The sequence below is a fragment of the Syntrophotalea acetylenivorans genome (genome assembly GCF_001887775.1).
Taxonomy (GTDB): Bacteria; Desulfobacterota; Desulfuromonadia; order Desulfuromonadales; family Syntrophotaleaceae; genus Syntrophotalea_A; species Syntrophotalea_A acetylenivorans.
Genome location: NZ_CP015519.1, coordinates 773,719 through 788,851, shown reverse-complemented (window position 1 = coordinate 788,851; position 15,133 = coordinate 773,719). Strand labels below are relative to the sequence as shown.

Below are 15,133 nucleotides of genomic sequence, written 5' to 3'. Positions count from 1 at the left end.
GATCAAACAAATGAAATTATTAAGGAAACGATTGCTTGTAGGCACCGTTGTTGTCATGGCCCTGGCCGTTGGCGGAATCTGGTATTCCTTCCACCGGGCAAAACCAACAACCGACCATGTCAACCACGATCAGGAGGTACATCAGCAATACACCTGCGGCATGCACCCGATGATCATCACTGATGAGCCGGGTACTTGCCCGATTTGCCAAATGGACCTGACCCCGGTCAAGGCTGGCACCAGCGGCCCGGCCGCCTCTGCAGCCGATGCCGGGGAGCGCAAGATCAAGTACTGGGTGGCGCCGATGGATCCCACCTACATCCGCGACGAACCCGGTAAGTCGCCCATGGGCATGGATCTGGTGCCGGTTTACGAGGACGAAGCTCCCTCCGGCGCCACCATCGCCATCGATCCGGTGACCTCCCAGAACATGGGGGTGCGCACCGCAACGGTGGAGCGTCGTGATCTGTATCGTCTCATTCGTACCGTCGGCACGGTCGATTACGATGAACCGAAGGTGACTTCGATCAACGCTAAGGTCGACGGCTGGATCGAAAAGCTCTACGTGGCCGAAACAGGGCAGTTGGTGAAAAATGGGCAGGCATTGCTGGAGATATACAGCCCCAAACTCGTGGCGGCACAGCAGGAGTACCTGCTGGCATTGCGCAACAGGGAGGCGCTTAAAGGCAGTACTTTTACGGAAATTTCCGCCGGTGGCGACCGCTTGCTGGAGGCCTCACGCCAGCGTCTGCGCTACTGGGATATCAGCGACCGGCAGATCCGGCAGTTGGAGAAAACCGGCCAGGTGCGCAAGACCCTGACTTTGTACGCGCCCTACCAGGGGGTAGTCACCATGAAGATGGCCATGCCCGGCCAGTTCATCAAGGCCGGACAGGAACTGTTCCGGATCGGCGATATCTCCAAGGTCTGGGTCTATGCCGACATCTATGAATACGAACTGCCCTGGATCAAGGTTGGGCAAAAGGCCGAGGTCGTGTTGCCCTTTGTCAGCGGCAAAATTCTCAGCGCTGAAATCAGCACTATTTATCCTTACGTCGAGCCTAAAACCCGTACCGTTAAAGCCCGCCTTGAGTTTTCCAATCCCGGTTTTGAACTCAAACCCGACATGTATGTCAATGTCCGTGTTCGGGCTCAAAGGGTTCAGGATGCGCTAGCCGTACCCGGCGAGGCGGTGATCCATTCCGGTGAAAAACAGAGGGTATTCGTTGCTCTCGGCGATGGTAAATTCGAACCACGTGAAGTGAAGACCGGCGTTCAGGATCAGGATGGATTTATCGAAATCACTCAGGGGGTGCTTGAAGGGGAACAGGTGGTGACCAGTGCCCAATTCCTGTTCGATTCGGAGAGCCGACTGCGCGAAGCGATTCAGAAGATGCTGGAGCCGAAGGAGGTTGAACAAGCGCCGGTTGATAACCACCAGGGGCATGACTTGTCGGAGGAAGATCTCGAAGCTCTGTTCGAATAAATAATCGGCATAGTAGAAAAGGCAGTTTCTTACTACGAAGAGCACGAAGGACACGAAGAATGAATTACAACCAAACGAATTTGGTTTTACAAAATCCAATCAGCAGTTGGAAACTGAGGCTGTGGAATCAGGGGAATAGGTTCTTTTTTCTTGGTGCTCTTGGTGTCCTTCGTGGTGAATTTTTGGGGTTTTTGATGAGGACCGAGATTAGGATTTGCCATGCTTGAAAAAATAATTGAATGGTCCGTTCGCAATAAATTCATGGTGATTCTGGCGACCGCTTTTCTGATGGTCGGCGGGGTTTATTCCCTGAAGAATATACCTATCGACGCCATCCCCGATCTTTCGGATGTGCAGGTCATCGTTTTTACCGAGTATCCGGGTCAGGCGCCGCAGGTGGTGGAGGACCAGGTCACCTATCCGCTCACCACGCAGATGCTTGCCGTGCCTGGCGCCAAGGTGGTGCGCGGTTACTCCTTCTTCGGCTTTTCCTTTGTTTACATCATCTTCGAGGACGGCACCGACCTGTACTGGGCCCGCTCTCGGGTCCTCGAATACCTCAACTACGCGTCCGGCCGATTGCCACGGGGAGTGACGCCGAGTCTTGGCCCCGATGCCACCGGGGTCGGCTGGGTCTACGAGTACGCCCTGCAAAGCGACAGCCACGACCTGCAGCAACTGCGTTCCATTCAGGACTGGTTTCTGCGTTACGAGTTGACCGCCGTGGAGGGCGTATCCGAGGTGGCCAGCCTCGGCGGCTACGTCAAGCAGTATCAGGTGGCGGTCGACCCCGACCGGCTGCTTGCCTACCATATCACTATTCCGCAGATCAAAAAGGCTATTCAGCGCAGCAACAACGACGTCGGGGGCCGTCTTGTGGAGATGGCCGAGACCGAATTCATGGTGCGCAGCCCTGGTTACCTTCAGTCGCTGGCCGATCTGGAAAAGGTGGTCGTGGGCACCGACCGCCGGGGCACGCCGATTCTGTTGCGGGACCTGGCCCAGGTACGCATCGGCCCGGAATTGCGCCGTGGTCTGGCGGAGCTCGACGGCAAGGGCGAGACGGTGGGAGGGATCATCGTCATGCGTTCCGGTGAGAACGCCTTGAAAACCATCGACAACGTTAAAGAAAAGCTGCAGTCACTAAAGGCCGGGCTCCCCGAAGGGGTGGAGATCGTCCCGGTTTACGACCGCTCCGGGCTGATTCAGCGCTCCGTTTCCAACTTGCAGGAGAAGCTTCTGGAGGAGAGCATAGTCGTCGCCTTGGTGATTATCCTCTTCCTGTTTCACCTGCCGAGCGCTGCGGTGGTGATCCTTGCTCTGCCGGTGGCGATTCTGATGGCTTTTATCATCATGTTCGCCCAGGGGATCAACGTCAACATCATGAGTCTGGGTGGTATCGCCATCGCCATCGGCACCATGGTCGACTCGGCCATCATCATGGTGGAGAACGCCCACAAACACTTGGAAAAGGGCGGGGAAGGGAGGACGCGCACCCAGGCCATCGTCACGGCGGCCAAGGAGGTCGGCCCGACAATTTTTTTCGCCCTGCTGGTCATCACCGTGTCCTTCGCCCCCGTATTCACCCTGCAGGAGCAGGCGGGGCGGCTTTTCAAGCCGCTGGCTTTCACCAAGACCTATTCCATGGCGGCTGCGGCGATCCTGGCCGTTACCTTGGTGCCGGTGTTGATGGTCTGGTTCATTCGCGGGAAAATCCATCATGAGGATCGCAATCCTATCAGCCGGTTGCTGATCCGCCTCTACCATCCTGTGGTCGATTTCGTGCTGCGTTGGCGCAAAACGACCCTGCTGGTGGCTCTGCTGCTTGTCATCTCCGCCGCTTATCCATTGTCCCGTTTGGGCACTGAGTTCATGCCCCCTCTCTACGAGGGGGACCTGCTCTATATGCCGACCACCCTGCCGGGGATCTCCATTACCAAGGCCCGGGAACTGTTGCAACAGACCGACCGCATCATTGGCCAGTTTCCTGAGGTCGAGCGGGTCTTCGGCAAGGTCGGACGCGCCGAAACGGCCACCGACCCGGCGCCTTTGTCGATGATCGAAACCACCATTCTGCTCAAGCCGGAAGACGAGTGGCGCGAAATTTATACGGAGCGCTTTTACAGCGAATGGCCCGACTGGACCAAACCGCTGAAGGTAACCTTGCGCTGGATCTGGCCGGAGGAGAAGCGGATCAGCGTCGAGCAGTTGACTGAGGAGCTCAACGCGGCGATCCAGTTTCCGGGATTGACCAACGCCTGGACCATGCCCATCAAGACCCGTATTGACATGCTCTCCACCGGGATTAAGACGCCGGTGGGCATCAAGATCATGGGACCGGACCTGCAGACCCTGAGCGATCTAGGCGAACAGGTCGAGGCCCTGGTGAGGACCCTGCCGGGAACCCTGAGTGCCTTTTCCGAGCGGGTGGTGGGCGGCAACTATCTTGACTTCATCATCGACCGCGACCAAGTGGCCCGCTACGGCCTGACCGTCGGCGATGTGCAGGACATCATCCAGAGTGCCATTGGGGGCATGAACGTGACCCAGACCGTCGAGGGTCTGGAGCGCTACCCGGTCAACGTCCGCTACCTGCAGGACTACCGCAACGACCTGCCGGCCCTGAAACGGGTCTTGATCCCCATCGCAGAGGGTAAACATATCCCCATCGGTCAGGTTGCCGATATTCGTATCCAAAAAGGCCCGGGCGCCATCAAAAGCGAGAACGCCCGGCGCACCGCCTGGGTGTTCGTGGATCTCAAGGGGATCGACGTCGGCACCTACGTGAAGAACGCCCGCAAGGCCGTGGCGGAGAATATCACCCTGCCGGAAGGCTACAACCTCGTCTGGAGCGGTCAATACGAGTACATCGAGTCCACCCGGGAACGACTGCTGCTGATCATTCCGCTGACGGTGGTGGTGATCTTTGTGCTGATCTACCTCAGTACCAAGTCGGCGATTAAAACAGGCATCGTGTTTCTGGCTGTGCCTTTTTCGCTGGTGGGCGCTTTCTGGCTGCTCTATCTGCTCGGCTACAACATGTCCATCGGGGTGTGGGTCGGCCTCATCGCTCTGGCCGGGTTGGACGCTGAAACCGGGGTGGTAATGCTTCTGTATCTTGATATTGCCCACAAGAACTGGACGGAAAAAGGGCGTATGCGCACCCGCGGTGACCTGGCCCAAGCTATCCATCACGGTGCCGTCAAGCGCATCCGGCCCAAGGTGATGACGGTTATCACCATCATCGCAGGCCTTTTTCCCATTATGTGGAGCACCGGAGCGGGGGCCGACGTGATGAAACGCATCGCCGCCCCCATGGTTGGCGGTTCGGTCACTTCCCTGGTACTGGAAATGCTGGTCTATCCCGTTATTTTCTATATTTGGCGGGCCCGCAGTTTGGATTCAAGCTTGGAGGCAACCGCCCCTGGGGAACTGGAAGATTAACCTCACCCCTGTAGGTTACCCGACAGGTAAATACACCATCTTACGGAGGAAACTATGAAACAAAGAAAACTTGGAATGCTGATTAGCCTGATCGCAGGTGTTACCCTGCTTGTCACTTCGGCAATGGCTATGGATGGCCACGAGCAACACAAAATGTCCGAATCCATGGACCACGGCCAAATGCAGGATATGAACGGCATGGATGACGGTATGGCCCATGGCCAGGGTATGATGGTCATTTTGGGCGAGGACGTTCAGGAAGGTGTTAAGGCTATGTGCCACCTGATGCCCATTGATTTGAAAATGATGCCTGCCGGATCCAAGGCTACCCATCATCTGATGGTGAGGTTGAGCGATGCTGAAACCGGAAAGCCCGTTGAGAGCGGCACTGTGGCGATTAAAATTGGCTCGCCCGATGGCAAAGAAGCGGCACCCGTTCGGTTGATGGGCATGCAGGGTCATTTCGGTGCCGACGTCGTGCTTGATCAACTGGGTATCTGGCATTTCCGCATTGCTGCCAAACTGGCCGAAGGCAAAGTGCATAAATATCACGGGCATCATGTAATTAAATAACAGCGAGGTTGCCATGAAAGATCCCGTCTGCGGCATGGTCGTTACTCCAGAAAAGGCTGCAGGGCACGCCGAATACGAAGGTAAAACCTATTATTTCTGCTCCTTGCACTGCTTGGAAAAATTTAAAGCAAATCCTCAGCAAGCTCTGGATAAGCGATTGAAAAAAATGGTTAAAAAAGATGCTGGCACCGACCTGCGCGAATACACCTGCCCCATGCATCCCGAGGTGGTGCAAACAGGGCCGGGTAGTTGTCCTGCCTGCGGCATGGATCTAGAGCCGAAAGAAATCAGCCTTGAGGACGAGGATAACCCCGAACTTCGCAACATGACTCGGCGTTTCTGGGCCAGCCTGTTGCTGACCGTACCGGTCTTCACTCTGGCGATGGGGAAAATGGTGCCGGGACTCGCCGAAGGGATCGCCAGTCTCGCGTCTCCGCGAATGCGCAATGTTTTTGAGTGGCTGTTTGCCACGCCGGTCGTCCTGTGGTGCGGCTGGCCGTTTCTGGTTCGCTACTGGCAGTCGCTGGTCAATCGCAGTCTCAACATGTTTACCCTCATCGGGCTTGGGGTCGGGGTAGCCTACCTTTACAGTGTAGTAGCCACCCTGTGGCCTGGGTTTTTTCCGGCATCATTCCGTGGTGCCGAAGGGGAGGTGGCGGTCTATTTCGAAGCCGCCGCCGTGATTACCACCCTGGTTTTGCTGGGCCAGGTCCTGGAGGGACGAGCCCGCAGCCAGACCGGAAAGGCGATCCGCGCGCTTCTGGGGCTGGCAGCCAAGACCGCTCGACGTCTTGCTGAAGACGGCAGCGAGGTCGACGTGGCCCTCGAGGAGGTTCTGGTTGGTGATCGGTTACGGATACGGCCTGGCGAAAAGGTTCCCGTAGACGGCGTGGTCCTTGAAGGGATCAGCAGTATCGATGAATCGATGATTACCGGTGAACCCCTGCCGGTGGCTAAAGGATCTGGCGATCCGGTCACAGGCGCGACAGTCAATCAGACCGGCTCTCTCATCATGCAGGCCGAACGGGTGGGGGCCGATACCCTGTTGAGCCAGATCGTGCAGATGGTGGCTGAAGCCCAGCGTAGCCGTGCGCCGATTCAGAACCTGGCCGATAGGGTGGCCGGATATTTCGTGCCGGCAGTTGTGAGCGTCGCATTGGTCGCCTTCTTCGTCTGGGCTTTGCTAGGCCCAGAGCCGCGCATGGCCCACGCCCTGATTAACGCCGTGGCGGTGCTGATCATCGCCTGCCCCTGCGCTCTGGGATTGGCTACTCCCATGTCCATTATGGTGGCCACCGGCCGGGGCGCTTCTCTGGGAGTACTCTTCAAAAACGCCGAGGCGGTAGAGCATCTGCGTCAGGTCGATACCTTGGTGGTGGACAAGACCGGTACCCTGACAGAGGGCAAGCCGAAACTGGTCGCCGTTGAGCCTGAACGTCTGTCGGAAGATGAGGTGCTGCGACTGGCCGCTAGCCTGGAAATGGGTAGCGAGCACCCCCTGGCAGCGGCCATTGTGCAGGGGGCCAAAGAGCGGGATATCGCCTTGACGGCGGCAACAGACTTTGAGTCTCTCACCGGGAAAGGGGTTCTGGGGAGGGTTGACGATGTTAAAGTGGTTTTGGGCACCGAAACGCTGTTGAAAGAACAGGGCATCGACCCGGAACCGCTGCTGGAGAAGGCCGAACTGTTGCGCGGGAAGGGGCAAACCGCCATGTTCGTGGCCGTAAATGGAAAGGCGGCCGGATTGCTGGCCGTGGCCGATCCCATCAAAAAAACCACGCCTGAAGCAATTGAGCAGCTGCATCGAAGCGGCATTCATATCGTGATGCTTACCGGTGACAACCTTACTACCGCCAAGGCGGTTGCAGATCAACTGAATATCGACGAAGTACGTGCCGGGGTGCTGCCCCAGGACAAGGCGGCCAAGGTCAAGGAGTTACAGGAGCAGGGACGTTTCGTCGCCATGGCTGGCGACGGCATCAATGATGCGCCGGCCCTGGCCCAGGCCCAGGTCGGTATCGCCATGGGTACCGGCACCGATGTGGCTATGGAAAGTGCGGGGGTGACCCTGGTCAAGGGCGACCTGCGTGGCATTGTCCGTGCTCGTTCCTTGAGCCAGGCAACGATGCGCAATATCCGCCAGAACCTTTTTTTCGCTTTTTGCTACAACGCTTTGGGCGTACCCATCGCGGCAGGGGTGCTCTATCCCTTCTTCGGCCTGCTTCTAAGCCCCATGCTTGCCGCGGCCGCAATGAGTTTCAGCTCGGTATCGGTGATCAGCAATGCCCTGCGGTTGCGTAAGGTCCGACTCGGCTGACAAACCCTGCAATAAAAAAACGGCATGCGCGATGGTAATCGGCATGCCGTTTTCAATGGTCACTTGGGTGGTGAGGTTCAGGGAGCTTTTGGACAGGGCGCTGGCCCCACGGGCTGCTTACCCTGGCCGAGGGGGCATCCCCTGTGTTGTGCGCCAGGCCGGCAGGTGGCGCAGGATGCCAGGCCCTTTTCCCGCATTTCGATGCACTGAACCATTTGGAGTTCCATAAGTTCGCTGTGCAGGGCAGCGGTTTCTTTGCTCAGTTCCCTGGCCTTGGCAGCATCGAATTTTTCCGCGGCCATGGTGGCTTTCAATTCGGCCCGCTTGGCGTGAAGTTTGGCTTTCTTTTCAACCATAGAAGCCTGGTATTTGGCATTAATTTCTTGTACGGTTTTTTGCTCTTCTGCGGTCAGTTGGGCCGTTTTGTATGGTCCAGGTCCCTTGCCGTTCACGGCGCAGGGGCGGCTCTGGGCCGTGCCTGCCAGCAGGGCAAAGACGAGGAGAGTAGTAACAGCGAAGGTTTGCAATGTTCTGATCATGGCGTCAGTTCTCCTGGGATAATTAGTTTGAGGAATCATGATTTCATGGTTATGCAGGCCGGGCATGATCGGCGATGAAAAAGAAGTCCCAAAACGCTGCCGAACTGCGTTGTGCCAAGCTGCTGTACAAAAGAACGGTTTTCATTGTACATTGAATGACCCTTAATATGGAACCCTGTTTTTGGGCTCCCACATCACACCTGTTCAAACGTGGTCGTCAATTCCCCAGTAATTCGGAAAAATTTATGATTCAGTTTGATGGCCGGTTTCGCCTGTTGCTGTTTATCTTTGCCGCTTTGGTAATTTTAGGGCTTTCGGTGATGCCTAACCCGCCTGTACCTCAATCCGGGATTCTTTCCTGGGACAAGGCGCAACATGCCTTCGCTTATGCGTTTCTCATGATTCTCGGTGGCTGGGCCTTTTTGCCGATGACACCCTCTAGACTGGATGCATGGCGCTACGCGCTGTTTATTGTCGTGGGTTATGGCGCCCTTATGGAGGGTGCCCAGGCCCTGCTTACCCGTGGTCGAAGCGGCGATCTCGCAGACATTCTGGCTAATGCTTTGGGAGGTCTTGTGATCTATATCCCGATATGGTTGCTTTATTGTCGTAAGTTCAATGGTGGTAAGGAGAAGCGTTGAACATGGAAACTGACGTGATGGACATCTTGGCAGCTGCCGAAAAAGGTGCCCTGGTGCTGACTGTCAACCAGCGTCTCGCCCGTTACCTGGTACAGGCATATGATCGCCGTCAGCAGGAACAAGGGCGTTCTGCGTGGACATCGCCGAGTATTGTTTTTCATCTCAACTGGCAACGGAAAATGGCCGGCCTTTTGGGTCTCGACAGCAAAATCCTTGGGCCGACTCAGGCTTTGCTCTTGTGGGAAAGGGCTGTTGAAGAGGTGGAGCGGGGCAATGAGAGGGACGGTCTCATGCGGGTGACTGATGCCGCCCGTGCTGCCTCCCAGGCCCATCAATTGCTATGCGAGTATGGCACAGCTTTCAAGCCGGAGGAGGGGGGAGAAGATCATCGGGCTTTTTTGCGCTGGCAGCATCGCTGGCAGCAGTTGTGCCGCGAGGGGGGATGGGATGACCCGGGGCTGCTTTCGGTCCGATTGATTCAGGCACTGGAGGATGCGGTGTTGCCGTTGCCGGGAGATTTGTGGCTTGCCGGCTTTGACGATCTTACGCCAACGATTGCGAACTTGTGCTTGACGCTGCAGAAGCGAGGTGTGACCGTTCACCATTGGATGCCTCCGGCTTGTCAACCACAATCTCAAGGAAGGGTCGGTTATGCCGATCCTGATGAAGAGGTGCGAAGTTGCGCTCAATGGGTGCGCCATCAACTGGAAAGCAACGTTGAGAGAATCGGCATCATCGCCGTCGATATGGCCGCTTATCAGCAGCGACTACAGCGGATATTTCGCGAAGAGTTAAGTCCGGCAGCATTGCTGCCCGGAGCTGGCGCAGAGAAAGCTTTCAACCTTTCTTTGGGGACTCCCTTACTAAAAGAAGGCATGGTGGTCGCCGCTTTTGAGCTGTTGGGTCTGGGGCGTATAGTAACTCTGGACAGTATCAGCTATTTGCTCCGCTCGCCCTTTGTCTGGGGGTATTCCGGAGAACAGAACGCCCGTGCAATCCTGGATCGGGAATTGCGCAATCTGCGGTTGATGGAACTGCCTCTGAAAAACGTCCTGCGTTTTGCCGAAAGGGGGGTCAAGAAAAAACTGGGCCGCGCCGATATCTTTGCCAGCCAACTCGAAATCATCCAAAATGCTCTGGCGGATACTGCTAAGCGTCTACCCGGAGACTGGGCAAGGCACTTCGCCGAAGTCCTCGATAGTTGCCAATGGTCTCGGGATCGCAGCCTGACCAGCCGTGAATTCCAGGTATTCACAGCCTGGAAGGAGCTGTTGGCTGGTATCGCCTGTCTGGATACTGTTTCCAAGCCCATGAGTCGTGGTGAAGCGCTGGCCCTGTTGCGACGGTTGGCCGCCGACAAAATTTTTCAGCCGGAAGGTTCGGCAGGGCGGGTGCAGGTGCTAGGCGCTCTTGAAGCATCCGGGCAGCAGTTCGATGCCTTATGGCTTTTGGGTTTCCACGATGAATCCTTGCCCGCTTCGGCTCGTCCCAACGCATTTATTCCGCCTTCTTTGCAGCGTCGTTTAAAGATGCCACATGCGGATGCCGAGAGAGAACTTGATTTTGCCCAGAAAATCGCCGGGAGGCTATTGGCTGCGGCGCCGGAGGTTGTGGTCAGCTGGCCTCTGCGCATGGACGGTCGCGAGCGATTGCCGAGTCCCTTGGTTCAGCACTTACCGATGATTGAACTACCGCTGTCCGGCAGCCAACGGCCGGCGTTGCTGATTCAGGCTGTTTCCCCGTCCTTGGAAGTCTTGTGTGATGCACAAGGACCGTCGATTGCTGAGGGAAGTAGAATCTCCGGAGGGACGGCGATTCTGAAGGATCAGGCTTTGTGTCCTTTTAAGGCTTTTGCGCGCCATCGGCTTGGTGCGAGAGGGCTTGCCACTCCCGGTTTCGGTCTTGACGGCCTTGATCGGGGCTCGTTGGTGCATCGTGTTCTGGAACTGTTTTGGCAAAAAACAGGAGACTGGCAGGGCTTGACCGCCCTTGACACCGATGATTGGAGCCAACGCTCCTTGTCCTGCGTCGAACAAGCGCTGGATGAGTTGGATGCCGAGCGGCAGATAGCCTTGTCGAACAGCCAGCGACAACTGGAAAAGCAACGATTGCTGGGGCTGCTTGGGGAGTGGCTGGATCTCGAGGCACAACGACCCCCTTTCAGCGTAGACATCATGGAGGCCTGGCATCGAGAGACCTTCGGTCCTTTAACCTTGCAGACGCGTATCGACCGCATAGATCGCCTGGCGGACGGCTCTCAGGTTATCATCGACTACAAAACAGGGATGGCTGCTGTCGGAGATTGGCTCGGAGATCGACCGGTAGAGCCCCAGTTGCCCCTCTATACTATGGATCGTCGTGACTCTGAACTGGCTGCTGTTGCCTTTGCCAAAGTTCGGCGTGGGGATTGTTCTTTTGTCGGACTTGGTCGAGACGATGAATTATTGCCAGGTGTGGCCAGTGCCAGCGGTCATCCAAAACTCGAAGGGACTGACATCGGCCACTGGGATGATCTGCTGAGAAGCTGGCGCCAGACCCTGCATCAACTCGGTGACGGTTTTGCCGGCGGGCAAGCACAGGTCGATCCGATCAATGACCGGCAGGCCTGCGATCGTTGTGATTTGCAAGCTCTTTGCCGGATTGTTGACCAAAACGGACAGCAAGGGGGGGAGGAACAGTTATGAAGTTGACCATCACAGACCCCCCGGATATTCAGGCCCGCCGCCAGGCTTTAGATCCATCGGGGTCTTTTATCGTTCAGGCACCTGCGGGGAGCGGTAAAACCGAATTGCTGATCCAACGGATTCTTGCTTTGCTCGGTGTAGCCGAACAACCAGAGGAAGTGCTGGCCATTACTTTTACTCGCAAAGCTGCCGGTGAAATGCGGGACCGCCTGGTGCGTTCCCTGGAGTCGGCCCAAGAACCGGAGCCGGATGCCGATCACGCCCGAACCACCTGGCGTCTGGCTCGGACCGTCCTGGAAAACGATGCTCGACACGATTGGCGGCTGTTGGAAAACCCGGTGCGACTGACGGTACAAACCATCGACAGTTTCTGCGCCTCTCTGGTACGTCGTATGCCCTGGTTGTCCCGTTTTGGTGCCCAGGCCGCCATCGTTGAAGACGCCAACGAGCTCTACCGACTTGCAGCCGAGCGTGTACTGGCTTTGGCTGATCATAAGGACCCTTGCGGTTCGGCCGCCTGCCAGCTGCTGTCCCATCTGGATAATCGCATGGAGAGGCTACGGGAGCTGCTGGTCGGTATGTTGGCCCGGCGGGATCAATGGTTGCGCCACCTTTACGGTCACCGGGCCGATGAGCAACGACAGATTCTTGAAGGGGGATTGCGCTCGTTGGTGGAAGGAGCGCTCCATCGTTTGCATAGCCTGTTGACTCCAGAGGAGCGAAGCGCCCTGGTGCGCATGGGGGCTTTTGCGGGAGGCAACCTGCATAGCCAGGGGATCGACAATAGCATCAGCTGTTTGGTTGATTTGACCTCTTTTCCAAAGCCGATAGCGGATGAAATCCAGACCTGGCGCGGCCTGGCCGATCTGCTGTTGACTCGCAGCGGAACTCTGCGCAAGCGCCTCGATAAGAACTGCGGCTTCCTCCCCGGAAAAAAAGAACCCCATGCATCCATGAAAGAAGCCATGGGCTTGCTGTTGGAGGATTTTGCAGAGCGGTCGGCTGTTGTCGCCCTGTTCGACGAGATACGCACCTTGCCGCCGGTGGTTTATGAACCGGAACAGTGGCAGGTTTTACAGGCCTTGGTAACTCTGTTGCCACGGGCTGTAGGCGAACTTTGGCTGGCCTTCAAGGAACGCGGCCAATGCGATTTTGTTCAAGTCGCCCTGTCGGCCGGGCAGGCCCTTGGGGATGTCGATGCGCCGACCGACCTCCTGCTGCACCTTGACAGCCGCATTCGCCATATCCTCGTAGATGAATTTCAGGATACCTCCTGGGGACAGTTTCTGCTGTTGAAGAAGCTCATCGCCGGCTGGCAGCAGGGTGACGGTCGCAGCCTGTTTCTGGTTGGCGACCCCATGCAATCCATCTATCGCTTTCGCGAGGCTGAAGTTGGATTGTATCTTCAGGCTCGTCAGCAGGGGATCGATCATCTGCGTCTTGATCCTCTCTATCTGAAGACCAATTTTCGTTCTCAGGCTGGGATCGTTGATTGGGTAAACCGTATGTTTCCCAGTCTTTTTCCAGACTCTGAGGACGAGGCCCTGGGAGGAGTCACCTATGCACCTTCGGTGGCTGCCCGTGCACCGTTGGATCGTCCCGCCGTTACCCTTCATCCAACCGTTGGCCGTGATGACCGTATAGAGGCTGCACAGGTAGTTAAGTTGGTACGTCAGGCACAACAAGAGAACCCGCAGGGCAGTGTTGCCGTTCTCGTTCGTGCGCGGACGCATCTCAAGGAAATCTTGGCGGCCTTTCGCACAGCAGGACTACGGTTCCGCGCTCAGGAGATCGATTCCCTCGCCGAACGACCCGTAGCGAGGGATTTGCTGGCCCTGACGCGGGCTTTGCTTCATCCTGGAGATAGAATCGCTCACCTGGCCGTACTGCGTGCCCCATGGTGCGGCTTGAGCCTGGAGGATTTGCATATCCTCAGCGGCGAAGCTCAGGATAGCACTATGGCGGAACTGTTGCGACAACCGCAGAGGCACCTGGCACTTTCCAGCGATGGGCGCAAACGCCTGGAGCGGGTACAAGCCGTGTTACATCAATCCATGGCACAACGGGGCAGGGTCTCGCTGCGGGTTCTGGTTGAAGGCGCGTGGCTGGCTCTTGGTGGTCCGGGGTGTTTGGATGCAGCCGGTTTGGTCGATGCCGATGCTGTACTGGGACTGCTGGAAGAACTCGATCAAGGCGGCGACCTGTTGCCTTTTGAATCTTTGGCTGAAAAACTCGCCAAACTGTATGCCGCTGCCGACCCTCTGGCTGACGAATCTCTGCAGGTCATGACCATCCACAAGGCCAAGGGGCTTGAGTTCGATATGGTGATTCTGCCGGGTCTGGGCCGTCGTCCCCGTGCCGAAGATGCGGCGCTCATGCGTTGGCTCGACCTGCCTGACACCGGTTTACTGCTGGCCCCTCTGGCCCCCTTAGAGAGTGGGGCTCGCGATGCTATTTACGATGCGATCGGTCGCATCGAAAAGCAGAAGAACGATATGGAACTTGCCCGAGTTCTGTATGTGGCCGCCACCCGCGCTAAAAAACGCCTGCACCTAATGGGTTACGCCAGACCGGTAGGTGAGCATGAGTGCCGTCCCGAGAGCGGGTCCTTCCTTGCCAAATTATGGCCGGCTGTGGCCGATGAGTTTATCGGGCTAGAACGCCAGAGTGCCGTGTCGACGGATGGTCGACAAAATAACCGTCTGTTACGGCGGTTGCCTGGTGACTGGCAACTGCCTGAACTGTCAAATAGTTACGTCGGGACAGTAGTGGATGTCTTGCAGCCCTCATCGGTAGCTCGACGTTCAGAAGAAACCAGTCTGGGGCCTGCAACGGAGGAAGGCCGTCATATCGGGACAGTTATCCATCAATGTCTTGAGTCCGTTGCTCGCGACGGGTTGGAAGCCTGGCCGATGGATCGACTCAGCACCGAACGGGCTCTGTGGCGCATTCATCTGGCCCAGTTGGGCATTGCCGCATCCCGGTTGGATAATGCCGTTGACAAGGTTCTACTGGCATTGCAACAGACTTTGCAGGGCGAAAGGGGACGCTGGTTGCTCGGCCAACACGAACAGGCCGAATGCGAATTGGCTCTGTCCGGGATGGTGGACGGGCTCTTGGTGCATGCCGTCATTGATCGCACCTTTATTGATGTGCAGGGGGTACGGTGGATTATCGACTATAAGACCAGTGTGCCAGAAAATAAGGATAGTCAAGCCTTTTTGTCCAATGAGGGCGAACATTACCGGGGGCAGCTCGCTATATACCGGCGGTTGTTTGAAGAATTCGAACCGGGTCGAAAGGTTCGCACGGCTCTTTATTTTCCTTTGATCGACGGATGGTACGAACTTTCACCTTAAGACTGTTTTGGCCTACACTTGCAGAAATAGGGGAGTAGGGGGGCTGAGACGGTCTGCTATAAAATAAGACAGAATGGCTCGTATACATGC

Annotated in this window: 8 protein-coding genes; 7 read left to right on the top strand and 1 reads right to left on the bottom strand. The window is 56.8% G+C overall.

Going from position 1 to position 15,133, the window contains the following annotated elements:
• Positions 1-10: 10 nt before the first annotated feature.
• The 4 genes from A7E78_RS03625 to A7E78_RS03610 all read left to right on the top strand — a co-directional run bounded on the left by A7E78_RS03625 (position 11) and on the right by A7E78_RS03610 (position 7,820).
• The gene (locus tag A7E78_RS03625) at positions 11-1,486 is read left to right on the top strand and encodes an efflux RND transporter periplasmic adaptor subunit (RefSeq protein ID WP_072282955.1); all 1,476 of its coding nucleotides are present in this window, start codon (positions 11-13) and stop codon (positions 1,484-1,486) included.
• Between the two features lie 219 nt (positions 1,487-1,705).
• Positions 1,706-4,930: an efflux RND transporter permease subunit gene (locus A7E78_RS03620; protein ID WP_072282954.1), complete on the top strand. Its 3,225-nt coding sequence runs from the start codon at positions 1,706-1,708 to the stop codon at positions 4,928-4,930.
• Positions 4,931-4,984: 54 nt separating this feature from the next.
• On the top strand, positions 4,985-5,503 hold the full coding sequence (locus A7E78_RS03615; RefSeq protein ID WP_083552640.1) for a hypothetical protein: 519 nt from the start codon (positions 4,985-4,987) through the stop codon (positions 5,501-5,503).
• Positions 5,504-5,516: 13 nt separating this feature from the next.
• The gene (locus A7E78_RS03610) at positions 5,517-7,820 is read left to right on the top strand and encodes a heavy metal translocating P-type ATPase (protein WP_072282953.1); all 2,304 of its coding nucleotides are present in this window, start codon (positions 5,517-5,519) and stop codon (positions 7,818-7,820) included.
• A 77-nt stretch (positions 7,821-7,897) separates the two neighbouring features.
• Here A7E78_RS03610 and A7E78_RS03605 read toward each other — a convergent pair whose 3' ends face one another.
• Positions 7,898-8,359, bottom strand: coding sequence for a periplasmic heavy metal sensor (locus A7E78_RS03605; RefSeq protein WP_072282952.1), 462 nt, complete (start codon positions 8,357-8,359; stop codon positions 7,898-7,900).
• 245 nt (positions 8,360-8,604) lie between these two features.
• On the opposite strand from A7E78_RS03605, the gene A7E78_RS03600 reads away from it, so the two are divergent.
• The 3 genes from A7E78_RS03600 to A7E78_RS03590 are packed head-to-tail and all read left to right on the top strand — an operon-like array spanning position 8,605 to position 15,043.
• On the top strand, positions 8,605-9,000 hold the full coding sequence (locus A7E78_RS03600; protein WP_083553187.1) for a VanZ family protein: 396 nt from the start codon (positions 8,605-8,607) through the stop codon (positions 8,998-9,000).
• Positions 9,001-9,002: 2 nt separating this feature from the next.
• Positions 9,003-11,684: a PD-(D/E)XK nuclease family protein gene (locus A7E78_RS03595; RefSeq protein WP_072282950.1), complete on the top strand. Its 2,682-nt coding sequence runs from the start codon at positions 9,003-9,005 to the stop codon at positions 11,682-11,684.
• Positions 11,681-15,043 (top strand): UvrD-helicase domain-containing protein, encoded by a 3,363-nt coding sequence (locus tag A7E78_RS03590; RefSeq protein WP_083552634.1) that lies wholly within the window; start codon positions 11,681-11,683, stop codon positions 15,041-15,043. The genes A7E78_RS03595 and A7E78_RS03590 overlap by 4 nt, the downstream gene beginning before the upstream one ends.
• Positions 15,044-15,133: the final 90 nt, after the last annotated feature.